The organism is Clostridium sartagoforme (genome assembly GCF_004794105.1).
GTDB classification, from domain to species: Bacteria; Bacillota; Clostridia; order Clostridiales; family Clostridiaceae; genus Clostridium; species Clostridium sartagoforme_B.
The window spans coordinates 1,432,424-1,457,631 of the sequence record NZ_SRYR01000001.1; the positions used below are offsets into that span (position 1 = coordinate 1,432,424).

Sequence of the window (25,208 nt, forward strand, 5' to 3'; positions counted from 1 at the left end):
ATAACAATAATATTATATCTATCTTTCATATAATTATCTACCTTAATAATATCTTAATATAAAATAATGCTATTTTTACTTTACCATATAATTTATCACACTTATAATTATATATATGTTTAAATTAATTATATTAATGTAGTTTTATAATATATATGTTTCAATAAACAGCTTACATCTTGCAGTCTTATATAGTTTTAAGTAAAGAATACTTTTAAAGTAAACTACATCAATTGAAATCATCGATGTTTTAATTTTTATATAAGTTGTCAAGTTAATTCAATTTCTTATATAGTTTTAAGTAAATAACTTTATAAGATATAAAAACTTTATTACAACTTATATATAAACTAAAAAACTTACTACTTTAGTAAAATATCAAAATTTGAAACATAGCTTCAAATTTGTCATAAAATACGTTGAATTTAAAAACTTAAGTTTTGCTCTGCAAAACGTCCTTAATTATGCATTATCAATTATAAATTTTAAATATTATTATAGGGAGGGCTCTTATGAAAAAGAATATCTTAGTAATTGAAGATGAAACTAGAATTAGATTTCTACTTAGAGACTACTTTTTTAAAGAAGGCTTTAATATTATTGAGGCAAGTGATGGTGATGAGGGAATAAACTACTTTATGAATAGCAAAGTGGATTTAGTAATATTGGATATTATGATGCCTCGAGTTGATGGAATTACTGTCCTTGAAATGATAAGAAAAGTTTCTAAAGTACCAGTAATACTTTTAACTGCAAAGGGCCAAGAAGAAGATAAATTATTTGGATATGAAATGGGTGCCGATGATTATATGACTAAACCATTTTCTCCTAAAGTATTAGTTGCAAAAGTAAAAGCTTTACTTAAGAGAACTTCTGAAGAGAGCTTTTCTAGTGAAAATGATTATAACGGTTTAACAATAAATAAATTATCTCATGAAGTTAAGATAAATAATGAAATTATTAATTTATCTCCTAAGGAATTTGAATTACTATCTTATCTAGCAGATAATGAAGGAATAGCTTTATCTAGAGATAACATACTCGATAATGTTTGGGGGCTTGACTATTATGGAGATTTAAGAACTGTTGATACAAATATAAAAAGGCTTAGAGAAAAGCTTGGTGAAAAATCTACTTATATAATAACAGTAAGAGGAAGTGGATATAGATTTGAAGCAAAAAAATAAATTTACTATTTCAAAAAAAATATTTATTATAACTTTCGGCCTTATATTTGTTGTTTTAATTTTTAGTATGTTATTTCAAAATATATTTTTTGAAGACTTTTATTTAAGTAAAAGAACTAAAGATTTAGCTAATGATTCAGTTGAATTTACAAAACTTTATGCATATCAAAATAATGACATAATATTAAATAAAGAATTATTTAGATTTGAACAAGAAACTAACTCCAAGATAGCTATCTTCACTTTTGATGGAAAACTTAAAGTATTAAATAACTATAATACTTCTTCTGAAGATATTAAAAATTTAGCTGCATTTTGTGAAGAATTAATTAATGATGATAAATTAGTAAATGAAGTTTTAGCTTCTGGCAAGCCAAAGGCTAAAATTTTTAATAATGAATATAGTAATACTACTAAAATTGGAGTATTAACTCCAATGTCACTAAATAGCAAAAATGACTCTATATTTGTTACAGTATCATCTATGCAACCAATTAGTGAAGCATCAGCTGTAATTAGAGAGTTTTACTTATATTTATTTTTAGGATTTACTATTATTGGAATATTCTTATCTTCTATATATGCTAATTTAATCTCAAAGCCTTTAGTTAATATAAATAAGGTTGCAAAAAGGATGTCTGCAATGGATTTTAGCGTAAAGTGCGATGAAGAATCTGATGATGAAATTGGTGATTTAGCTACTACATTAAACTTCTTATCTTCTACTCTAAAAAGCACATTAGAAGATTTAAAATATAAAAATAGAAAACTAGAAGAGGATATAGAAAAAGAAAGAAAACTAGAAGCTATGAGAAAAGACTTTGTTGATAGCGTTTCTCACGACTTAAAGACTCCAATAGGAATAATAGAGGGATATGCTGAAGGATTAAAAGATGGAATTGCAACTGGTGAGTCTGCTTCCCTTTATTTAGATACAATAATCGATGAAGCTAAAAAAATGAATAAATTAGTTTCAAATATGCTTGAACTTTCTAAATTAGAGGCTGGAATTTCTAACCTACTTATAGAACGTTTTAATATCTTGAGACTTATTCAAAAACTAATTAAAAGTTTCACCTTAGAGTTTGAAGCTAATAATATAACCTTAGATTTAATATCAGATTTTGAATATTGCTATATTATTGGAGATACACTTCAATTAGAACAGGTTATGACTAATTTAATTAGTAATGCCTTAAAATACACTCCAAAAGGAGAAAAAGTTATAATTGAAGTTCTAGACAGAGGTGAATTTGTTAATATTTCTGTTGAAAATAAAGGTGCCAATATACCTGATGAAGAACTTTCTAAGTTATATAATAAATTCTATAAACTTGATAAAGCAAGAAACTCATCTCAAAGTAGTAACGGACTAGGCCTAGCTATAGTAAAAAGGATTTTAACCCTACATGAAAGCAATTATAAACTATATAATACTGAGGATGGTGTTAAATTTGAATTTACTTTAAAAAAGGCTAATGAAGATGAAATAGAGTAATCAATTTATAATGTATAATGAATGACAAAACTCCACAGGAGTTTTTATGATTAAAGTATTTTTAATGGAGCTGCTTTTAGCAGCTCTGTTTTTCTTTTTTCTTGCTGTCTTAAATCTATTATTTTAAATTCGTTATTTAAAATTACCAGTTCTTTTATACTTGTTAGAGGCTTATTATAAATATATTAGACTAATTAAAAGTTAACTATTATATTAAAAATCTTTAAATCTTTAATAGTTAAATAATTTTTATATTACTACTCTTATATAAAAAAGCTAATTATTAATAAAACTATTAGAAATATATTGGAAAATAATAGAACTTTATTATATACTAAAACTGAATTTATCTTCTGCTCATCTTTATTTTCAATCATATCTGTTAATATTAGTAGTTGATCTAGTTTACTTAAAATTTCCTTATTATTTTTCTTACTTTCGTAACCTTTATTTAAACTTTGGAGTATCTCGCTCTTATTTTTTGAAAGTTCTAATTTAATATCTTCAATTACTACTTCACTATAAATTTGCTTTAGTTTATTCTTTATATTTTCACTTATTAAATCTTCCTTTATATAACTATCCATCTAATAACTCCTCCTCAACTAATAATATTTTTTTAGTAATTATTGAAATGTACTCAAACCCTAACATTAAGTCAAATTCATTTAAATCTTCACTATCTAACATACTTAAAATAAACTTTCTTTCTCTGAAAAATTCTCTTCTTATATAATTAAATAATAAATAAACTAACCTTTCATCTTCCATAGATAAATCATTAAAAGTATCTAATTTATTTTTAAGTTCTTTGTATTTTCCCTTTTCAACTCCTATTATTCTTAAACTTTCTTCCATGGCACTTTCTATATCTTCAATTCCTTTGTGTTCTTCTAAAACAAAATTCTTGTTATTTTTCACAATGGTAATTCTTTCATTCTTCTCCATATCTAAAGCTATATAAGTATTTTCTAAAGAATTAATACTTCTTTCAACGGCTATCATCTTTCCCTTATACTCTTTTCTTTTCTTCCTAATATAACTAAGCGTCTTTGATTTTTCCTCAATTATTTTCCTCCAGGAAAAACCCTCCATATTATTATTTTTGTAATAAGTATTAACGTAAGCCTTAGTAGCTTTTTCTATAAATCTATTGCTTTCTATACTAATATTCTTCTCAATATTCTTAAGCAATTCTACCTACCTCTTTCATATTTGAATATACTCTTCAATACTTATGTCATGATTTTATATAATAATATGCTTTACAAAAACATAATATACCGATTTTAAAAAACCTCTCTTTTAATAAGTAATTTGACTTTTAAAACAATACTTTTGGTTATTTTACAATATATAGCATTATATTGCATTTTATAGTATGATATTTTTATTACTATAATTATTAAGATTTTAGGAGAAATTTAATGAGTAAAAAAAGAAATATTGATAAAGAAGATTTAATGTGGCGTATTGCAGCTGGCTCCATATTTTTAATTGTCTTTTTATCTTACTACTTTATTAAAATTAATTATACAGGTATAGGAATGATAAATAATTATTTAAATAAGAGAGAGGGGAAAACACTTACTGAAAAACTAGATAAAAAAATTAAATCTGGTAATTTATCAACGGATTATGAAGTAGATAAGACATTAGAAGATATAGAGCTTTTAGAATTAAATACTATTAATTTACCTATAGTAATAAATATTAGTGATTTAAACTCTAGTGATGTAAGAATAGATAATAATAGTCTTCAAAGAGCTAAGTGGCTATTAGATAAACTTAAAGGCAAAGGAATTAATGTTATTTTAGAACCCTATCCTTGGATAGCTAATGGTAGTAAATATGAAACAGAATATAATCCAACTGATACCAATGCTTTCTTTAATAATTGGAAAAACAATGTATTAAAGCCATTAATAGATGACATAGCAATTCCATATAGAGTTGATGCCTTAAATATTGCTACTGGATTTAATAATTTAGAAAAATATGAGGCTGAATTCTCAGATATGATTGACTTCACTAGAAAATACTATAAAGGTCTTATTACTTATAGGACTAGTTACTGGACAACTGCTAATTGGGATGATGAAGCTACTAAAGAACAAGTAGCTAAATTAGATGAAATCTATGATAAGAAACTAAATAACTCTATTTTTTCAAAAGTAGATTTTATATCTATAGCTGCTTATTTTGAATTAACTGATAATGATATTAATTCAGTAGATAATTTAGAGAATGCCCTTATTTCTTCAATAAGGTATAATAGAAATCAAGAAATAAAAGAGCAAATTCAAAACTTTAATGATAAATGGCAAAAACCAATTTTCTTTGGTGAATTAGGCTTCCCTAGAACAACAAAAGCCTCTGTAGAACCATGGAATCCATACTTATCAAATTCAATAAATAATCAAGAACAAGCTAATGGATTTGAAGCTTATAAAAATGTATTTGAAGATGAACCTTGGTTCTTAGGATTTTCATACTTTGCTATAGGAAAAGAAGATGATGAAAAGATGTATTATCCAAGTGATGAAACAGTTGATGTAATAAAACAATGGTTTAATGACTAGGAAAATATATATAATTCTATGATATATTAAAAATGGAGCTATCACTGACAGCTCCATTTTTATACTTAAATTTATTATGTTTTACATTATATAACTTAATTAAGATTTTATTCTAATCTTAAAGATACTATTCGCAGACCTTCTTAAGTATAAGTTAGTCTAACCAGTAATAAAATTCAAAGGCTTAATTACATATATTCCTGGATGGTTTCTCTACCTGAAAATCAAACTTAAAGACTCAATTATTTATCCTCTATTTTTATATTTCCAAGAAGAGCTGCAAAAGGATTGTTATTGAAATCTTCTGCTTCTTTTTTCATTTTCTTCATTATATTATTTACTTCTCTTTTATCTACTTTGCCCTTTTTATCAAATCTCTTTTCAAATTGTGCTGCCTTTTCCCTAAAGTTACAGTTAGCTCCGGTACACACATATATCTTTCCATCGCCTTGTCCCCTAACTTCTAACTTTTTCTTACATTCTGGGCATCTAGCATTAGTAGTTCTACTAACATTTTCCTTATATCCACATTCTCTATCTTGGCATACATTCATAACTCCATTTTTACCTTTTACTTCTAAAAGATATTTTCCACAGTTAGGACACTTTTTACCTGTTTTATTATCATGAATAAATTTGCTATTATCTCCCTTTATAGATTCTATTAAGGCAATAGAATAGTTTTTCATTTCCTTTATGAAACTAGTATCACTTTCTTTTCCTTTACTAATAGCATCTAATCTGCTTTCCCATTTTGCTGTTAATAAAGGTGATTTAAGTTCATTTGGAACTAATTCTATTAACTGCTTTCCTTTTGAAGTTGGAACTATTTCTTTTCCTTTTTTCTCTATGACAAAGGAGTTAAATAATTTTTCTATTATATCGGCTCTTGTAGCAACAGTTCCAAGTCCTCCAGTTTCATTTAATGTTTTAGCAGCTTCTTTATTAACATTTACATACTTTTGAGGATTTTCCATAGCTGATAATAAAGTTCCTTCATTAAATCTAGCTGGCGGCTTAGTTTGACCCTTATTTAAGTTAATAGAGTTTATTTTTATCTTATCTCCCTTATTTAACTTAGGTAATACTTGCTCTTTAATATCATCATCCTTAGGTGAATCTTCTATATCTTCCTTACTATAAACGACTTTCCATCCCTTAGATTTTATTACTTGCCCTTTAGCAATAAATCTTTCTCCATTTATATCTGCTGCAATATTTGTTTGTATATATTCAAAAGGAGGTAGCATTACACTTAAGAATCTCTTAACTACTAAATCATAAATATTTCTTTCTTCACTGCTAAAGTTTACTGTATTAGGTTTTTGCTCTGTTGGAATTATAGCATGGTGATCACTTACCTTACTATCATCTACAAATCCCTTATGTGCATTTATTTTTCCTCTTAGTATTTCACTTGCAATACTTCTATATTGACCTACTGAAATTGCCTTTAATCTTTCTTCTAAAGTTCCTACAATATCTCTAGAAATATATCTTGAATCAGTTCTAGGATATGTTAATACCTTATGATTTTCATAAAGTCTTTGCATTATTGAAAGAGTTTGCTTTGCTGAATATCCCCATATTCTATTTGCATCTCTTTGAAGTTCAGTTAAATCATAAAGAGCTGGAGCAAATTTCTTTTTAGGTGTTTCTGTAATTGAAACAACTTCTCCGTCCTTACCCCTTGTTTTATTTACTATGCTATTTGCAGCATCTTCATTAAATATTCTTCCATTATTATCTTTATTAACATAAGTTAAAGAAAAGCTATTTGCCTTAGCTAATACCGTATAGTAATCCTTTGGAATGAAGTTTTTAATTTCCTCTTCTCTATTTACTATCATAGCTAAAGTAGGTGATTGAACTCTACCTGCTGATAATTGAGCATTATGCTTACAAGTTAAGGCTCTAGTTGCATTAAGTCCAACTATCCAGTCTGCCTCTGCTCTACATACAGCTGCTTTATATAAATTTTCATATTGACTTCCAGGTTTTAAATTCTTAAATCCATCTAAAATTGCCTTATCTGTTTGTGAAGATATCCAAAGTCTTTTTATAGGCTTTTTAACTCCAGCCTTTTCTATTATCCATCTTGCAACTAGCTCCCCTTCTCTTCCTGCATCAGTTGCAATAACTATTTCATCTATATCATTTCTATTTAAAAGTTTCTTAACTTCATAAAATTGCTTTGATGTCTTTTTTAAGACTGTTAATTTCATATACTTAGGTAACATTGGAAGTGTTTCCATACTCCAAGTTTTGTATTTTTCATCATATCCTTCTGGATCTTGCAGACCAACTAAATGTCCAAGCGCCCAAGTTACTACATATTTATTTCCTTCAATATAAGCTCCCTTATTATTGTTAGCTTTTAAAACTTTCGCTAAGTCTCTACCAACAGAAGGTTTTTCTGCTAGTACTAATATTTTTCCCATATAAAATGTCCTTTCTTTCTTTAATGTATGTGTCCCACAAACAACCCAAAATAATTTTTCATTGTGCGACAGCACCATTACATTATCCTATAAGTCTATATTATATCATAAATTAGCAATAATAATGATTTAATGATATAATAACTCATAAATAATTGTGGGGTGGTTTATTATGGTAGAATTATTAAAATTAATAGCTAGTTTTATAAATGATTTACATGACAAAGTATTGGACATAGTAGGAATTGCTGGGTACCCACTTAATGACAAGCAACTGCATTTTATATTTATGGCTGTAATAGGAATATTAATTTTTGCATTTACACAAATAGTCTTTAAGAAACTTGCAAAATATAGCATAACTGCAATTTCATTTATTTACACATTTACAGTAATGGTAGTAATAGTATTTGCAATAGAAATTCAGCAAAAGCTAACTAACAGAGGGAATATGGAATTTGCTGATATAGTTTATGGATTATATGGATTTATTTATGTTTTCTTAATATATTTATTAATTAAATTAATAATATTAGCTATAAAGAAAGCTTATAAAAAGTATTCAAATAATAATAGTATATCAAGATAAAACTATAGTTAATATATGAAGTAATCATATATTATTTTTATTAAAGTAAAATAAAAAAGTCTTTTAGAAACAAATATCATTCTAAAAGACTTTTCCTATATAAATAACTTTATTTTCTAATATACCACCCTGTAGATATTGCGAAGTAATTAATTAAATTTGATCTTTGAAAATTGAATAGTACTGTATTTACAAAATATGTTATGATTAAATCGAATTGTATTATAATACGACTCAAATAGGCGTTAGATTAGTGTACACGCCTAGAAAAATTGTAGTCATTACCTCATGCGTTAATTTGTTCAAAGTAACCATAAAAAAGATAGAGTACTCTTATTTAGTAAAATTCCCTTCCCTACTTTAATTATAGCATGTATAAAATGAAAATATAAGGATATATTTGCTATTATATATATGTTAAGATAATGTAACTATAAAATTAATAGGAGTTGACATTAAATGAGCACTAAATTTGATCCAAAAAACAAAATTATAAGACTATGCGTGTTAGGAATTGGTATGGAAGAGCAAGGTAACTCTGAAGAAGCAAGTGAATTATTTCTTCAAGCTTGGAATGAATCAGCAAATGACTTTGAAAGATTTATTGCAGCTTATCAAGTAGCTAAACACGAAAAATATATTTCAAATAGATTAAAATGGATGGAAACATCTTTAGAGTATGCCATAAAATCAAATGATGATAGTGTTAAGAGTGCTTTTCCTGCAATATATTTAAGTATCTCAAAATGCTATGAAGAATTAGGTAATTATAATAAGGCAAAAATAAACTATGAATTATCAAATTCATATAATACTGAACCTTATGATAAAGGACCTTTTTATCATGGAACTAGAGCAGATTTACAGGTTGGTGATTTACTAGTATCAGGTCGAGATTCAAATTATAATTCTGAAGTTAAGATGAATCACATTTATTTTACATCCAATCTTAATGGAGCAGGACTTGCAGCTGGATTAGCAAAGGGAGAAGGCAGAGAACGAGTTTATGTTGTAAAGCCAACAGGGCCCTTTGAAAATGATCCAAATGTAACTGATAAGAAATTTCCAGGAAACTTGACATGCTCTTATCGCTCTGAAGCCCCTTTAAGAATTGTAGGTGAAAAAACAGACTGGATGAAAAAGACACCTGAAGAAATTAGCCAATGGCGTGATAAATTAGCTAATAACAAAGGGGAAATTATTAATTAAATATATCTTTAATCATACTTAAGTGAAATACTTTAGGTTAAGTGATTAGAGAATCAGAATAATTTAGGCAATACGGTAGATATTTGAAATAATATCAAGGAATGATTATATTCCTAAAATAGAAGTCATTCATTATATTTTCATACAACGTATATATTGAGTTAATCATATTTTTAATTAATGTACATTTAGAATTTATGTTCTGAGATATAGATTATGAATCTAGATTAAAGTTGATATTCCCTATCCACTGTTTATATTTTTAGTAAATAAAATTGATTGATAATATATTTTTTTGAAAGTAGATAGTTCTATGGGGAAAATAGGAATTTTATTTTCTATTAAAACATCACATCTATTTATTGGAGTAGGACTTGTAATTATTATAGTATTAGGCATCGTTATCTATATGAAAAAAAGAAATTCAGAACAATCTTAATATATTACTAACTAAAGTCCAGTGATTTAAAATCATTGGACTTTTTAATATAGCATATTATACATTTATAATATGTTGTAAATATTATTTTTTAAAACTTTTTATAAAATTACTCTTGATAATTTAAAATCTGCTTTTATTTTTTCTCAATTAAATTTTAACTGTATCTTCTTCATTATTACTCTATTGTTGATTTGTGTTTAATGTTTTTATAAAAGTTAATAATAATCAATAATAAAAAATAAATTGGGATTGAAATAAGCAATATTACAAAAAAATCACGTGTAGCTGAGTATGATGCAGTATTAAATCCTTTAATACAAATAGTTCCAATAACATATGAAATAGGTATTATTAAAATCTTACTTATAATATTTCGTGCTCTTTTACTCTTGTATCCTGCTAACATGACAATAAAAAATATAACTGTTAATACTATTGCAATACCTAAATATCCTGCAAGAAATAATCTTGGCAGAGATATAGTTACATCACCTTCAGCTAAATTTTTTCCATATATTAAAATATCATTTGATTGACCTGCTGAGTAATAATATATTGAAGTTATTTTTTCTCCATTAGGATTTAATACTACAGTCCCAATTTCTCTATTATTAAATAGCTTATCCCACAAAGTTTCCCAAGTAGATATTCGATAATTATAGCTAGAGCCATCTTCAGAAAGGTCTTTATATATATTATAACTAGATACTTTATCACCAAAATCAGCAAATATTTCTCCATTATCTTTTGTATTTATAGATACAATATCATTAGAATATTGTATATAATTTGGTTCTGATAAATAATTAATAACTAATATTGAAATTATCATAGTTAACATTATTGAAAAAATAATTACATTAAACTTCTCCCTATATAATTTAGACTTTACATTTTTAAATCCAGTAGTATTTATATCTATAGGTATATTAGGTGGTGTTTTCATTTCTTCAACTTCTTTTTTGCAATCTATGCACTCATCAATATGGTTTTCTATAAGAACTCTTGTATCTTCACTTACCATTTCTTCAACATACAAGGGCAAAATATCTTTTATAACAGTACAGTTAATCTTCATTTTCATACCTCCATTTACTTTGTATTTTTTTTCTAGCTCGGTGATAAGTAACACAAGCCCAGTTTTCATTCTTTTGAAAAAGTGAACCAATTTGCTTAAAACTTAATTCCCCAAAAGTACGTAGAGAAAATACTTCTTTATATGGTTCCTCTAGACTATGCAAAATCTCATGTATTTCGATAGAAGTTTCTACTGATAGAAATGCTTTATCAATATCAAAACCAGCTTCTTGTTCTTTAAATTGGTCTACATATTCCAATTTCTTATTTTTACGTAGGTAGGAAAAATAGCTATTCTTTGCAATTTGGCATAACCATACTCTAATATCACAATCACCCTTAAAATCATCAATTGACTTAATAGCTTTCATAAATGTTTCTGAAGTAATATCTTGTGCTACATGTTCATCATTAGATAAACTTTTTATATATAAATAGACATCTAGAAAATAATCATTATATATCTTCTCAAATTCCTCCACTTCTTCACCTCCTTATCTATAAGACGCATATACTTCAAATATCTTACAATTAATTAATAAAATTATTTACAGATATAATTAATGGAGTATATTTCTATACTCCATTAACACTTATCTAGAAAATAATATAATTCTCCGCTCTTTATTTAATGTTATATTAACATAAACTTCAATTTTATTCCATAATAACCTCTATTATCAATAAATATATCTACTAAAAGGTTCTACTGAAACAAATGATATAACATTAATACTTTATTATGTGATTTATTATAATATTCATATCTTTGCATCTTAAACTTAACTTTCTGTTCTAAAGTCATCACTTAAATAAATTACTCTATCTAAATTAACCTAAAATAAAAAGCAAACTATAGAATTGTATAGTTTTACTTCCCAAACTACAGCAATAAACTTTCTGCTAAGTTATATTTAAATAATTTCTTCTGGAATTATAATCCATAAATTATGTATAATAAGATTATAAAGGTTTCAATAATTAAAATAGGAGGAATTTATGAGGAGAATATTTTACGCTTTAATCTCTTTAACTATATTATTATTTGTTGGATGCAATAGAACTCCAAAAGCATCTATTCCAGACTTAAAAATATCAACTAATGGTTCAGATATATTAGTTTCAAAAGGTAGTTATGAATGGAGTAATAATGTTGGGCTCTTTACTAAAGAAACCATTAATGCTGATTCAGAAAGTCCAGAACAAATTGCAGAAACTATAGATGGTAATGAAGTAAACCCACAATCAGAGTTGACTTTAGATTTTTCAGAAAAACCAAATAATGTGAAAGTAATTGCTTGGGGCGATTCAAAAGATACCACCTATACTTATACTGATGACAAAATTATTGTTCCTAATGAAAAAGGTATTTACATCTACGAAGTCTTTGGTGAATGGAATCAAGGATATGTATCTTATACAATAAAAATAATAGTTACCAATGAATAATCTTAATAAATTAATACCATAATTATATTTCAAAGTAGTTGATAAAATTTGATTCTTGAAAAGTGAATATCACTTAATTTACAAAATATATTATAATTAACTTATAATTGTAACGAATTTCACATAAGGAGAACTGTTAAATGTCAAATTATATAATGGATTTACGATCTATTGTTGGAAATAGACCATTATTACAGGTAGGAGCAAGTGTAATCGTAGAAGATTATAAAGGACGAATTCTTTTACAAAAAAGAAGCGATAACCATTGCTGGGGGTATTCAGGAGGTTCAGTTGAATTAGACGAAAAAGTTGAGGATACAGCTAAAAGGGAATTATATGAAGAAACTGGACTGACTGCAAATAGTTTAGAACTATTTGGTATATTTTCCGGAAAAGATACACATTATGTTTATCCAAACGGGGATGAAGTATCTAATGTTGATATTGTTTATATATGTAAAGATTATTCAGGTAAATTAAAGATGCAAGAAGATGAAGTTGAGCAGTTAAAGTTTTTCGCTATCGAAGAAATACCAAAGGAAATTTCACCTCCATTAAAGATAGCATTAAATAAATGGGTTGATGGAAAAATAAAAAAACAATAAAATTTAGTTTTTCTAGTATATTTATAGAAATAATTTGAATTTATTGCGAACTAATTAGGAAAGTTTATTCTTTGAAAATTGAATAGTGCGGTATTTACCAAAATATGTTATAATAAATTCATAATAGTATTATTGTACGAGGTAGATTATATGTTAATTAACAGCATAATACCATTTGAATATACTAAATTTAAAGGCTGCAAATAAATGGAGTTTTTATTAATAAACAATAAGGAATTATTTTAATATTATAATGTGGTAAAAAATATAATATAATATAATATAATATAATATAATATTGTATAAATACAGGAGGGTTTTAAATGGTAAAAATATTAAATATGAGAGTTTCTACAAAACTAAAGGTAATAAAGATAACAGATGAAAATGGAGAAGAAATTATTACTTTTAAGAAATCAATAGCATTACCTACAAGATCACGCTATTCCATTATTAATGCTAACAATGAAAATATAGGAACTATAGAAAAAATGAGATATAATTTTGGTTTAGTTGATTTGCCACAAATAGATATTTCAGTAAATAATAATGAAATCAGAATCAAAAGAGATATGAAAGAGTTTAAAGAATTTTACGAGATTATGGGAAGTGACTTTTCAATTGTTGGTAATTTGTTTGGCCCACACTTTATTATCAATAAAAATGAAAAAGCAGTAGCATCAGTTACTATAGAAAAAGAAGAAATAGGAAGAAGCTATTTAGCTGATATTATTGATAAATCAAATGAAGAGCAGGTTATATGTATTTTATTTGCGTTAAGTTGGATTATGTAAGAAGAAAATCACAAAGTACCTATTTAATACCACCACATAACTATGATGAAAAATTAAATATTAATCATTTAAAATACCGTATTATTCAAAATGAATGTGTGGTATTTTTTAGTTCGCAATTCAAATATTATGCGTAAACCAAATTGGAGCTTGCGAGGTCGCATAATCATATAACCATAGATGATATTTCTATTAAACTATGCTTGCATAGTTTTTTCCTTCAGTGTCCGCCGCGTTTATCTTAAGATTTAATATTAGTTATAGAACTCTATACATATTGTGTGAAAGCTGACTTGGAGCTTGCAAGGTCAGCATAATCCCATAACTCAAAATAATACTTCTGTTAAACTATGCCCGCATAGTTTTTTCCTTCCGTGTCCGACCTTTATCTTAAGATTTTATATTAGTTATAGAACTCTATACATATTGTGTGAAAGCTGACTTGGAGCTTGCGACGGATGCTGAGCACAATATGTATAGAGTTCTATTGTTTAATATAATCTTAAAGCATAGCTCCGTCGATTTTTAGGATCTGTCCGTTTATATAAGTACATTTTTCACTACATAAAAATAATACTAATTCCGCAACTTCCTTAGGATCTCCGAATCTTCCTACTGGAATTTCATTTTCTAACTCTTCTCTTTCTTCAGGAGACAAAAATGAATTCATTTCTGTATCTATTACTCCAGGAGCAATTCCATTAACTCTTATTCCCATAGGTGCTAATTCCTTAGCTAATGACTTTGTAAATAAATTTATAGCTCCCTTTGTGCTTGAATATAATACTTCGCAAGAAGCTCCAGATTCACCCCATATAGATGAAATATTAATAATATTACCAGTACCTCGATTTATCATATGAGGTATAACTTCTTTACTTAAGTACATAGCTCCAAATACATTAATTCCAAATATATTTTCAATATTTCTACTTGAAAAGTCCATAAATAATCCTCTGAAGGAAACAGCTGCATTATTAATTAATATATCAATCTTACCAAAAGTTTTTATTATATAATCTATCATTTCCTTGCAAAAATCATAGTTAGATATATCTCCTTTATAAAGCTTAGCATAGCCACCTAACTCTTGAACTTCTTTATATGTTTCTTCTGCTGATATATCATCCTTTGAATAATTAATTATTACTGTAGCACCTTCTTTAATTAACTCTAATGCAATTGCCTTTCCAATCCCTCTAGTACCACCAGTTACTAAAGCAATTTTTCCTTGTAAACTTACCATTTTCTTCTCCTTAACTTTTTATTCCTTAGTAAATTATAAAAGTTTCCTCTTTATAATTTTCCTTCTTTAGTTTTAGGATATAAATCTTATATGCCAGTCACATAAATAGCCCAAATTAATTTATTTTCAAAACTCCTTAGGGAGTTTTTTCATTGTGCGACAGCACCATATAAGACTTATATCATTTTTATAACCATTCTTTAAGTACTCTTTTTACATTTCCATAATAAATTTTATCTATTTCAGTATTTGTAAATCCTTCCTTAATTAATGAATCTCTAAGTTTGCCTATTTCAGCAATATTTTTTATTTCAACTTCATTTTCAATTCCATCAAAATCAGTTCCTAATGCTAGTACATCAACACCCCCAATATTTTTTATATGCTTTAAATGAGCTATCATTGAACTAATTGTTGGCACTTTTTCACTTCCAAGGAAAGGTCCACAGAAATTTAGCCCCATAACTCCACCCTTATTAGCAAGCTTAACTATCATATCATCGGTTAAATTTCTTGAATGATCAGTTATTTCTCTTGCATTTGAATGTGTTGCAATAAATGGTTTTTTGCAAATATTAACCAAATCATAAAATCCACCATCAGATAAGTGAGAACAATCTGGAATTATTCCAACCCTCTCCATTTCTAATACTATTTCCTTACCTCTTTCAGTTAATCCCTTATCTTTATATTTATAGCCTACATTAGGATAGCCTATACTATTTTTAAAGTTCCATGTTAAAGTAATAAACCTTATTCCCATATCATAAAGCTCTTGTACTCTTTCTACCTTACCTTCAAGAACTTCACCTTCTTCAATTGATAAAAAGGCTCCTATTTTTCCTAAGCTATTAACCTCTTCCAATTCTTTTAAATTTCTAACTAATTCTATGCTATCTTCATTTTCCTTTAATTCCTTTGTAAAATTATTATACATCTTTATAAATTCTTCATAAGGATTTTTAACTAAATCTAGCTCTATGAAATGTGCAAATACTTGTGCTAAAGCTTTTCCTTCTTTTAACTTCTTTATATCTACCTTACATATACTTTCTCTTAATTTTAAGTTTTCATATAAAAGTCTACTAGCTGTGTCACAATGTAAATCTATTGAATTCATTTTAATCCCCTTTTCTTTTTTTAGTTTTTTCATCTTCTATCATTCTAATTCTTTCTTGTCTTGCCCATAATAAATACTCTTCTATATTTCTAGGACCAGTAATGATCTTTCGTCTTACCCATAAAACACCTGATTCTTGAGCTTCTATATTCCATTTAACTAAAGAGATCCTTCCACCTTCAATTTCAATTGCAGTAATAGCATAAGGTAAAACTGCACATCCATCGTTAAAGTAAGGCGGCTCTTTACATTCAGGCATTCTACTATTATGAGTATGTCCACACAATATCATCTTACCATTATCTTTAGCCCACTTTTCTAATCTTTTATCTACTTTATTTCCCTTTTTATTATTTTTAGCTGGACTTGAAGGATCTCTAAAACCTGCAATTCCATTTAAAAACTTCCATGGATATCTAACTAAGAATCTAGAAATCATCCAATACCTATAATTAAATTCATCAGCTTGATGACCATGGGTTACTAAAAACTTTTCATTTATTGGAGTATATTTAAAATTTATACCTTCATAAAAATTTAAATCCTTTATAAACTTTAAAAAATTATGACCATAATTATTGCCTATCTTTTTTAAAGCTCTATATTGTGAAATATAAAAATTTTCCCTACTTTTTATTATATCATGATTACCATAAATTATATAAAGTCTATTTTCTTCTTTATACTTGTTTAACACCTTAAAAACATCATTATATATATAAGCTATATCTGTACAATTAATATTTTTCCAAAGTTCATCCCCATCTCCTACTTCTACATAAGTAAAGCCCTTTTTATAATAATAAGATAAAGCTGCCTTATATATATTCTTATTTGGTAGAAATGAATCATAAAAAGTCCCATCTCCTCTATGAATATCAGATATAAATACTATATTATCTCCATTATCAAATTTAACTTCTTTTGAATTTTCATAAAGATAATTAAATCGCTTCATTAATATTCCCCTAAAATTAATTATAAATATTATATGTTTAAATTACAAATTTGCTAAAAGTATCCTAGTTATTTAATTTAAAGATACATATAAATTTTGTTTTTTAGTACAAACTACATATATAGTCTACTTTGAAAGGAGAAGAAAGAATTTGAAGCTAAAATTTAATAAACTTATTCTTATATCCTTATTAGTTTTCAATTTGATACCTTATTTTAAAGTTAAAGCTGATAAAGAAGATTTTGATTTATATAATGAAGAAATTCAATCCTCAAGCTTAATAGATACCTCTTCTGAAGAGATAAAGAGAGAGTTTAAAGTCTTAATAGAAGATTTGTTTACAAAGAGAAATACTGCTATAGTTTCAGCTGATTCAGAGCTTCTTAAGGAATTTTATGATTTGAAAATAAAAGTTAGCTTATGGGCTTATGAAAGTGAAGCCAAGAAAACCCAATACTTAATTAATTGGTCAGAAAAACAATCTGTTAAATTTAAGGATTTAAAATCTATTGTACGAATAAGAAAAGTAGCAGAAAAAGAACCTGGCCTCTATGGAATAATTTGTGATGTTGCTACAGATTTCAATTATTATTATGTAGATAGCCCTGAAACTATAAATCACTTTAGGCTTGGTACTAATCATTATTTGAATTTAAGAAAACAAGATGATCGATATATAATAACTAAAGAATGGTACACTGATCCTTTTGCTGATTCTCTAGATTTAAATAATATAAAGTCTGATGAAATTAAAAGTTACATCCTAAGCCAAACTGCTCCTGAATATACTCCTTCAGAAAAAATTCAAAAGGCAATAGAGTATGCTCATAAGTATTGTGGTGTTTCTGAAGATGAAGAATTCACCTTTAAGTATAATCCTGGCTACAAAGATCATAATCCCGATGGTGGTGATTGTGCTAATTTTGCTTCCCAAATCTTATTTGAAGGTGGTGGTTTTAAAAAGAATGGAACCTGGAATTATGCTGGTAAGGAAGGTACTAAAGCTTGGCTTAATGCTCAAGGCTTTAAAAATTATATGGTTTCAAGCGGTAGAGCTTCTTATATTGCAAAAGGTAGTTATCAAAACATATACAAAGCAGCCTTTAACTTAATACCTGGTGACTTTGTAGCATATGAAAAGAAAGGTAGAATAACTCATGTATCAACAGTAACTGGCTTTGATTCTAAAGGTTATCCTTTAGTAACATGCCATAATACAAATAGATTATTAGTTCCATATGATTTAGGATGGAGTAATGATAATATCAAATTTCACCTAATCCATGTACATTATTAAAAAGTTAAATATTAAAGTAATTTTAAGGGCTATTGCTAGTGGAAATTAATTTCCACTAGCAATAGCCCTATTTCTTATTTACCTTATTTTTAATAAATCTTATAAATTACAAGACTAAAAAGGCTATGCCCTAGCTATAGCCCTAGACTAATCAAATTTTATAATTTAAAATAAGTTTTCTCTTTTATTATTAATTCTTTAATCCCTTTATACCATCTTTATATTGATCTATAGAGTCTGCTACTATACTCATAAGCTTTCTTTGATAGTTTTGGTCACATAACATAGCATCTTCACAACTATTGCTCATAAATCCCATTTCAAATATTACTACTGGAACTCTTGACCAGTTAAAGCCTGTAATATCATTTCTCTCAAATATTCCATTAACCTTAACTCCATTATCTTTTAGGTTAGACTTTAATATTTCAGCGTACTTATTACTTTCATCAAAAATATCTTTTGTGCTTCCCTTGCTAGATGGAACTAAAAGAGTTGCACCTGTTTTACTATTGTCTTTTAAACTATCACAATGAATTCTAATTGTCATATCTGCTTTTGATTTATTAGCTATTTCAGCTCTCTCTGCATTACTTATATTTACATCATGCTCTTCCCTAGTCATAATTACAGTGTAGCCTTTTTCTACAAGTAAGTCTTTTAATATAGCTGCTGCTTCTAAATTAACTACATATTCAGGTTTCTTTGTTGAAATACCTTCAGTACCTTGAGAAACTCTGGGCTTTTTATTACTAGAATTTGGTGAAACATTCTCAAGCTTACTATCACCTTTCTTCTGGTGTCCAGCATCAATACATATAACTAATTTTTTATTTTCCTCTTCTGTAAAAGCTTTTGGATTTAAAGCTAAGCTATTAAAAGAAATAATGGAAACTATTAATATACTAATAAAGTTTTTCTTTTTCATTTTTCCTCCTAAGTTATAAAAATTTTATTGCTCTATGCTTTCAATTAATGTAATTTGACTAAAAATATTTTCGCTTAAAATTTTATGAAACTACAAGATTTAGATTATTTATTGAAACATATATATTAGTTAATTAAATATATATTGTGCATAGCTTGTTTATATTATTCAACTTAGCTTAATATCTAATTCCTTAATGACTCATGTAATTTTTTCCTTTAACATAAAAAGAGCTGCCATAAGACAGCTCTTAAAAAATTATATTTCAATTGTTAATTCTACAGGACAATGGTCAGATCCTAATACTTCAGTATGGATTTTTGCATCAACTAATTTTTCATCTATTGATTTTGAAGTTACAAAATAATCAATTCTCCATCCTGCATTCTTTGCTCTTGCACTAAATCTATATGACCACCAAGAATAGACTCCTGTTAAATCTGGATAAAAGAATCTAAAAGTATCTGTAAATCCTGCATTTAATAATTCAGTAAATTTACCTCTTTCTTCTTCTGTAAACCCAGCATTTCTGGTGTTAGTTTTAGGATTCTTTAAATCTATTTCTTTATGAGCTACATTTAAATCTCCACATACTATAACAGGCTTTTTCTTGTCTAAGTTTACTAAATATTCTCTAAAGGCATCTTCCCACACCATTCTATAGTCTAATCTAGCAAGTTCATTTTTTGAATTTGGAGTATATACAGTTACCATATAGAAATTTTCAAATTCTAAAGTAATTACTCTTCCTTCTTTGTCATGCTCTTCTATTCCTAAACCATATGTAACTGATAAAGGTTCTTTCTTAGTGAAAATTGCTGTTCCTGAATATCCTTTTTTCTCAGCATAATTCCAATATTGATGATATCCTTCTAATTGTAAATCAATTTGACCTGCTTGAAGCTTGCTTTCTTGAATGCAAAATATATCTGCATCCATTTCATTAAAGAAATCTAAAAATCCTTTAGTTACACAAGCTCTTATCCCATTAACATTCCACGATATTAACTTCATTTTAAAATTCTCCTTTGCTATGTTGTAAATATAATTTATTATAACATATTTTAAATTTAATATCATTTTAAGAATAAGTATTCATTTTCTTCGCTAGTCCAACAAGTTCATCTAAAGAGTTCTTAGCTTCAGTTACTTCAGCAAATAATATTTCTACAATTGCAGCAGTACTTTGAGAATTAGCTAGTGTCTCTTCTGAAATTGAAGCTACATTAGTGATCCCATCTGTTATCTTTGAATTATCGCTATCTATAGCTATTATTTTGTTAGTAACGTTCTTAACAAGTTCCTCCATTTTATTTAATCCATTTGTAAGATTATGAAGTCCACTTGTTGTATTTCGGACTATTTTTTCTTCTTCGTTAATAATATTTGTTACATCATTTATAGATTTAGAAACATTTAAAACTTCATTTTCTAAATCTCTTATAATATTATTTATTTCATTAGAAGATTCTTTACTTTGCTCTGCAAGTTTTCTTATTTCTTCTGCTACAACTGAAAATCCTCTTCCATACTCACCAGCTCTAGCAGACTCTATTGCTGCATTTAATGCTAAGAGATTTGTTTTCTCTGAAATATCACTTATTATATCAATTATCATAAGTACTTTAGATGTTTTTTCTTTTAGCTCATTTGCTATAATATAAACCTCAGAGTTTTTAGACTTAACATTTTTCGAATTTTTAGCTACATCTTCTATCATTCCAAATATAGTTTCAAAAGTGTCTCTACTTTCTTTAAACTTCAGTTCCATTTCCTTAGAATTATTAACTGCACTTTCAATATCTAATCTTATATTGCTAGAAGCCTTATTTTGCTCTTCAATATTTGAAGTTGTAACTTCACATCCATTTAGTATTTCTAAAATAGCACTACTAATATTACTAGAAGATGATTCTATTGTATTAAAAGTACCAGAAATTGAAGTAGTATTCTTATTTAATAGTTCTATTGCATCTCTAATTTCATTTAATATTTTTTCTTGTTCTTTAACCATATTAGAACTTTTTCTTTTTTCTAAATCTGCCTCTTCTCTCATTCTATTAGATATCTTTGTTATTATATAAGCCATAATATAAAACATAAAAATACAAACTATTTCAAGAATAATATTTTCTCTCATACTAGGATTTTTTATATTTATAACTACCCAAATTATATTAAATATAGCAGCCCCAACTATTGGAGCAATCATAAATTTATGATCTAAATAAATCATGCATATAACTATAAGTGGTACAATTGCTATTGGTGCAACCATTAAGTTTGACTTAAATAATAAAATTGCATATACAATTGCATACGGTGTTCCAATTATATGCCTAATTTTAATATTCTCTTTATTTTTGAAATAAAATACTAGCATAATAGCTGTAAATATAAATATTATACCAAGAGCTATTAATGCAAAATTCTTATCAATTATATTACTCCCTATCATAAATAGTAATCCTAATGAGTATGTAATTGTAAGGGCTGTTGTTGCTATAACAAATCCTCTATTGGTTTGCCTCGTCACATTGTTTCTCAAATTCTTTTCCCCCTTAATTTTCTTCTATTGTATTCTCGTATTATCCATATCTTCCTTTACATTTTTTTATAAGAATGAAAAAAAGTAGAAATATGAATTAATTTACAATACATATTTCTACTAATTTCATTTACATTTTTAATTATATAAAGGATGCTTATCACATAATGACTTAACTCTTCCCTTTAACTCTTCTATATTAGGGTTTTCTACTGAAAGAGTATCGTTAATTATTGATGCTATTTCCTTCATATCATCTTCATTAAATCCTCTAGTAGATACAGCTGCTGTACCTATTCTTATACCTGAAGTTACAAATGGACTCTTAGTTTCATTCGGAACAGTGTTTTTATTAACAGTAATTCCTATTGAATCTAATATTATTTCTGCATCCTTACCTGTAACATTCTTATTATTTAAGTCAACAAGAATTAAATGATTATCTGTACCACCTGACACTATTTTAAAGCCATAGTTTATTAATTCATTAGCTAGTACGCTACAGTTATTAACAACAGTCTTAATATATTCCTTATAACTTGGATCTAAAGCTTCTTTAAAACATACTGCTTTAGCTGCAATTGTATGTATTAATGGTCCTCCTTGAATTCCAGGGAAGATAGTCTTATCTATTTGCTTTGCATATTTTTCTTTGCAAAGTATTAATCCACCTCTAGGTCCTCTTAAAGTTTTATGAGTAGTTGATGTAACAAAATCTGCATATGGAACTGGTGATGGATGTTCTCCTGCAGCTATTAATCCTGCAATATGAGCCATATCTACCATGAAATATGCTCCAACTTCATCACAAATATCTCTAAAAGCTTTAAAATCAATTATTCTTGAATAAGCACTTGCACCAGCAACAATAAGCTTTGGTCTATGCTTTAAAGCTAATTCTCTTACTACATCATAATCTATAGTTTCAGTTTCCTTATCTACTCCATAAGATACAAAGTTATATAACTTACCAGAAAAGTTAACTGGTGAACCATGAGTTAAATGACCTCCATGGCTTAAGTCCATCCCTAAAACAGTATCTCCTGTTTCAAGAACTGAAAGATATACTGCCATATTTGCTTGTGAACCTGAGTGAGGTTGAACATTAGCATGTTCAGCTCCAAATAGTTCCTTAGCTCTATTTCTAGCTATATCCTCAACTTCGTCTACAACATGGCATCCACCATAATATCTCTTGTTTGGATACCCTTCTGCATACTTATTAGTAAGGAAAGAGCCCATAGCCTCCATTACTGCTTTAGAAGCAAAGTTTTCAGATGCAATTAATTCAATTCCATCCTGCTGTCTTTTTAGCTCCTTTTCAATTAAATCACTAATAGCCTTATCTTCTCTTGAAAGATTTTCAAAATTCATTTTATCACCCCAAATTAATATTTTTTAAAATTACTTTTGAGTAAATTATAAGTTTATTTCCAAGAATAATCAATTGATATTTGTAATTATTTAATTTTTATTGATATTATTTAATAAATAGATTATTAAATATACAAACTACTATAATAAACTATTTCCATATGTTATAATACATAAGTTATAATATATTAACTATATTTCATTGAAAAAATATTTTGCTAGCATCTAAGTAATGCTAGTATTTTTTGAAAATATATAAAGAAATTTTTTAGTTTAAGGAGTAATCTTTATGGATTTAAATGAAATACTTCATGTTGCAACCTTTGCTGGAAAAATAATGTTAGAATCTGGTGGAGAAACTTATAGGGCAGAAGAAATAGTATGGAGAATTTGTAAAATTTACGGAGTTGAAGAAGCTGAAAGTTTTGTTACCACCACAGGTGTCATGGTTTCAATATGCCATGATGGTAAAACTCATTCTTTAATAAGAAGAGTATCAACTCGCACTATAGATTTAGATAAAGTGCATAAGGTTAACGATCTATCTAGAAATATTATAAATAGAGGATTAACAGTTTCTCAGCTTAAAGAGCAATTAAAATTAATTGATAATGGCGAAAGATATAGTGATACAACAGCTATATTAATTTCTGCATTAGGTGCTTTTTGCTTTGTTTTCTTATTTGGTGGAGAACTAAGAGAAGCTCTAGCTGCCTTTTTAATTGGTCTTGTAATAAAATCTGTATCTATTAAATTTGCTAGCTTAGGAATTAACCAATTTTTTATAAATAGCATTTGTGCTGGTGTAGCAGCAATCGTTGCAATTTTTTTATTAAAATCAAACTTAATTGTAGATTTAGATAAAACTATAATAGGATCTATAATGCTTTTAGTGCCTGGTCTTGCTATTACTAATGCTATTAGGGATACAATATCTGGTGACTTACTAGCAGGCCTTACAAGAGCTGTGGAGGCATTTCTAGTAGCTATCTCAATAGCTATAGGTACTGGTGCTGTTCTTAGCTTTTGGATATCAACCTTTGGAACCCTGTAATTTAGGAGGATTATTATGTTAAGTGAATCACTATTTGCTTTTTTTGCTACCCTAGGATTTGGGATACTATTTAATATAAAAGGTAAAAACTTATTTTATGCTGCCCTTGGAGGTGGACTAAGTTGGTTTGTAAGCTTAATTTGTTTTGAATTTGGTTTGGATACAACTTCATCATTTTTTATTTCAGCAATAATATTTAGTATTTATTCAGAAATAATGGCTAGAGTCTTAAAAACTCCAGTTACTTCCTTAATAATTTGCGCCCTTATTCCCCTAGTACCTGGAGGTGGCATGTATTATACAATGTACGAAGCTGTAAATGGCAATATAATGGAATCAATAGAGCTTGGTTTAAATACTTTAGCTAGTGCAGGTTCTTTAGCTTTAGGTGTGATTTTTGTATCTACTATAACAAAACTACTTATGTCAGCCAAAAATAAACGTGAGATAAGAGAAATTGAAAAAATATCTAAAAGAAGGCTATTTAAATACAGACTCGATAATTATAGAAAAAAATAAATTAGACAGTAATACATATTTACAAAAAGGTGGAGTCAAATTAATGAATCCACCTTTTCTTATTGGATAATATCTACTTTGATATTAAACTATTAAATTATTCTTCTACTGATATTGCAGTAACTGGACAGCTATCACAAGCTTCTCTAGTTGCATCTTCATATTCAGCTGGTACTGGACCTTCCTTAGCTTGTGATACTCCTGATTCTAATGAGAAAATTTCAGGACATATCCCTTCACATAATCCACATGATATACAAGTATTTTCGTCTACGAATGCTTTCATAAACC

Annotated in this window: 25 protein-coding genes; 12 read left to right on the forward strand and 13 right to left on the reverse strand. The window is 27.3% G+C overall.

The window, feature by feature from the left end; all coding sequences use genetic code 11:
• Nucleotides 1-512: 512 nt before the first annotated feature.
• A complete protein-coding gene (locus E5347_RS06455; protein WP_136005635.1) occupies nt 513-1,187 on the forward strand; it encodes a response regulator transcription factor in 675 nt (224 codons plus the stop codon).
• Nucleotides 1,171-2,685, forward strand: a complete 1,515-nt coding sequence (locus E5347_RS06460) for a sensor histidine kinase (protein WP_243109734.1) — start codon at nt 1,171-1,173, stop codon at nt 2,683-2,685. The genes E5347_RS06455 and E5347_RS06460 overlap by 17 nt, the downstream gene beginning before the upstream one ends.
• A gap of 263 nt (nt 2,686-2,948) precedes the next feature.
• On the opposite strand, the gene E5347_RS06465 is transcribed toward E5347_RS06460, so the two are convergent.
• Both E5347_RS06465 and E5347_RS06470 read right to left on the reverse strand, forming a co-directional pair.
• Nucleotides 2,949-3,272, reverse strand: coding sequence for a hypothetical protein (locus tag E5347_RS06465; protein ID WP_136005637.1), 324 nt, complete (start codon nt 3,270-3,272; stop codon nt 2,949-2,951).
• Nucleotides 3,265-3,879 (reverse strand): hypothetical protein, encoded by a 615-nt coding sequence (locus tag E5347_RS06470; RefSeq protein WP_136005639.1) that lies wholly within the window; start codon nt 3,877-3,879, stop codon nt 3,265-3,267. Before E5347_RS06470 ends, E5347_RS06465 begins: the two co-directional genes overlap by 8 nt.
• Before the next feature lie 269 nt (nt 3,880-4,148).
• On the opposite strand from E5347_RS06470, the gene E5347_RS06475 reads away from it, so the two are divergent.
• The gene (locus E5347_RS06475) at nt 4,149-5,267 is read left to right on the forward strand and encodes a glycoside hydrolase family 113 (RefSeq protein ID WP_425350433.1); all 1,119 of its coding nucleotides are present in this window, start codon (nt 4,149-4,151) and stop codon (nt 5,265-5,267) included.
• Nucleotides 5,268-5,509: 242 nt separating this feature from the next.
• Here the strand turns inward: E5347_RS06475 and E5347_RS06480 are convergent, their stop codons facing one another.
• Complete coding sequence (locus E5347_RS06480; protein WP_136005641.1) at nt 5,510-7,708, reverse strand: DNA topoisomerase III; 2,199 nt, start codon at nt 7,706-7,708, stop codon at nt 5,510-5,512.
• Nucleotides 7,709-7,880: 172 nt separating this feature from the next.
• Between E5347_RS06480 and E5347_RS06485 the strand changes: the two genes are divergently transcribed.
• The 3 genes from E5347_RS06485 (at nt 7,881) to E5347_RS06495 (ending at nt 9,945) form a co-directional block, all read left to right on the forward strand.
• Nucleotides 7,881-8,297 carry a hypothetical protein gene (locus E5347_RS06485; protein ID WP_136005643.1) on the forward strand — a complete coding sequence of 139 codons (417 nt, stop codon included), beginning with the start codon at nt 7,881-7,883 and terminating at the stop codon, nt 8,295-8,297.
• Nucleotides 8,298-9,080: 783 nt separating this feature from the next.
• Nucleotides 9,081-9,506 (forward strand): NAD(+)--rifampin ADP-ribosyltransferase, encoded by a 426-nt coding sequence (gene arr, locus E5347_RS17235; RefSeq protein ID WP_425350434.1) that lies wholly within the window; start codon nt 9,081-9,083, stop codon nt 9,504-9,506.
• A gap of 313 nt (nt 9,507-9,819) precedes the next feature.
• Nucleotides 9,820-9,945, forward strand: coding sequence for an LPXTG cell wall anchor domain-containing protein (locus tag E5347_RS06495; RefSeq protein WP_136005646.1), 126 nt, complete (start codon nt 9,820-9,822; stop codon nt 9,943-9,945).
• Nucleotides 9,946-10,123: 178 nt separating this feature from the next.
• Here the strand turns inward: E5347_RS06495 and E5347_RS06500 are convergent, their stop codons facing one another.
• Together E5347_RS06500 and E5347_RS06505 are read right to left on the reverse strand one after the other, a co-directional pair.
• Complete coding sequence (locus E5347_RS06500) at nt 10,124-11,026, reverse strand: zf-HC2 domain-containing protein (RefSeq protein WP_136005647.1); 903 nt, start codon at nt 11,024-11,026, stop codon at nt 10,124-10,126.
• On the reverse strand, nt 11,016-11,507 hold the full coding sequence (locus tag E5347_RS06505; RefSeq protein ID WP_136005649.1) for an RNA polymerase sigma factor: 492 nt from the start codon (nt 11,505-11,507) through the stop codon (nt 11,016-11,018). Before E5347_RS06505 ends, E5347_RS06500 begins: the two co-directional genes overlap by 11 nt.
• Before the next feature lie 517 nt (nt 11,508-12,024).
• Between E5347_RS06505 and E5347_RS06510 the strand changes: the two genes are divergently transcribed.
• The 3 genes from E5347_RS06510 (at nt 12,025) to E5347_RS06520 (ending at nt 13,873) form a co-directional block, all read left to right on the forward strand.
• Nucleotides 12,025-12,474 carry a hypothetical protein gene (locus E5347_RS06510; protein ID WP_136005651.1) on the forward strand — a complete coding sequence of 150 codons (450 nt, stop codon included), beginning with the start codon at nt 12,025-12,027 and terminating at the stop codon, nt 12,472-12,474.
• A gap of 140 nt (nt 12,475-12,614) precedes the next feature.
• A complete protein-coding gene (locus tag E5347_RS06515) occupies nt 12,615-13,079 on the forward strand; it encodes an NUDIX hydrolase (RefSeq protein ID WP_136005653.1) in 465 nt (154 codons plus the stop codon).
• 323 nt (nt 13,080-13,402) lie between these two features.
• Nucleotides 13,403-13,873, forward strand: coding sequence for a hypothetical protein (locus tag E5347_RS06520; protein ID WP_136005654.1), 471 nt, complete (start codon nt 13,403-13,405; stop codon nt 13,871-13,873).
• A gap of 502 nt (nt 13,874-14,375) precedes the next feature.
• On the opposite strand, the gene ymfI is transcribed toward E5347_RS06520, so the two are convergent.
• The 3 genes from ymfI to E5347_RS06535 form a co-directional block, all read right to left on the reverse strand.
• Nucleotides 14,376-15,119, reverse strand: coding sequence for an elongation factor P 5-aminopentanone reductase (ymfI, locus tag E5347_RS06525; RefSeq protein WP_136005656.1), 744 nt, complete (start codon nt 15,117-15,119; stop codon nt 14,376-14,378).
• Nucleotides 15,120-15,306: 187 nt separating this feature from the next.
• A complete protein-coding gene (locus E5347_RS06530) occupies nt 15,307-16,239 on the reverse strand; it encodes a dipeptidase (protein WP_136005658.1) in 933 nt (310 codons plus the stop codon).
• A 1-nt stretch (nt 16,240) separates the two neighbouring features.
• Nucleotides 16,241-17,197, reverse strand: a complete 957-nt coding sequence (locus E5347_RS06535) for a metallophosphoesterase (protein WP_136005659.1) — start codon at nt 17,195-17,197, stop codon at nt 16,241-16,243.
• A 151-nt stretch (nt 17,198-17,348) separates the two neighbouring features.
• Here E5347_RS06535 and E5347_RS06540 point away from each other — a divergent pair, with 151 nt between their 5' ends.
• Nucleotides 17,349-18,494, forward strand: a complete 1,146-nt coding sequence (locus E5347_RS06540; RefSeq protein ID WP_136005661.1) for an amidase domain-containing protein — start codon at nt 17,349-17,351, stop codon at nt 18,492-18,494.
• A gap of 190 nt (nt 18,495-18,684) precedes the next feature.
• On the opposite strand, the gene E5347_RS06545 is transcribed toward E5347_RS06540, so the two are convergent.
• The 4 genes from E5347_RS06545 to glyA all read right to left on the reverse strand — a co-directional run bounded on the left by E5347_RS06545 (nt 18,685) and on the right by glyA (nt 23,344).
• Nucleotides 18,685-19,422, reverse strand: coding sequence for an N-acetylmuramoyl-L-alanine amidase (locus E5347_RS06545; RefSeq protein WP_136005662.1), 738 nt, complete (start codon nt 19,420-19,422; stop codon nt 18,685-18,687).
• 258 nt (nt 19,423-19,680) lie between these two features.
• Entirely contained in the window at nt 19,681-20,436 is a 756-nt protein-coding gene (locus tag E5347_RS06550; RefSeq protein WP_136005664.1) for an exodeoxyribonuclease III, read from the reverse strand.
• Nucleotides 20,437-20,503: 67 nt separating this feature from the next.
• Nucleotides 20,504-21,970, reverse strand: a complete 1,467-nt coding sequence (locus E5347_RS06555; RefSeq protein ID WP_136005665.1) for a methyl-accepting chemotaxis protein — start codon at nt 21,968-21,970, stop codon at nt 20,504-20,506.
• Between the two features lie 138 nt (nt 21,971-22,108).
• Entirely contained in the window at nt 22,109-23,344 is a 1,236-nt protein-coding gene (gene glyA, locus E5347_RS06560) for a serine hydroxymethyltransferase (RefSeq protein WP_136005666.1), read from the reverse strand.
• Between the two features lie 289 nt (nt 23,345-23,633).
• Here glyA and E5347_RS06565 point away from each other — a divergent pair, with 289 nt between their 5' ends.
• Together E5347_RS06565 and E5347_RS06570 are read left to right on the forward strand one after the other, a co-directional pair.
• Nucleotides 23,634-24,398 carry a threonine/serine exporter family protein gene (locus tag E5347_RS06565; RefSeq protein WP_136005668.1) on the forward strand — a complete coding sequence of 255 codons (765 nt, stop codon included), beginning with the start codon at nt 23,634-23,636 and terminating at the stop codon, nt 24,396-24,398.
• Nucleotides 24,399-24,413: 15 nt separating this feature from the next.
• Complete coding sequence (locus tag E5347_RS06570) at nt 24,414-24,917, forward strand: threonine/serine exporter family protein (protein WP_136005669.1); 504 nt, start codon at nt 24,414-24,416, stop codon at nt 24,915-24,917.
• 97 nt (nt 24,918-25,014) lie between these two features.
• Here E5347_RS06570 and E5347_RS06575 read toward each other — a convergent pair whose 3' ends face one another.
• The gene (locus E5347_RS06575; RefSeq protein ID WP_136005671.1) at nt 25,015-25,203 is read right to left on the reverse strand and encodes a ferredoxin; all 189 of its coding nucleotides are present in this window, start codon (nt 25,201-25,203) and stop codon (nt 25,015-25,017) included.
• Between the last annotated feature and the right edge of the window lie 5 nt (nt 25,204-25,208).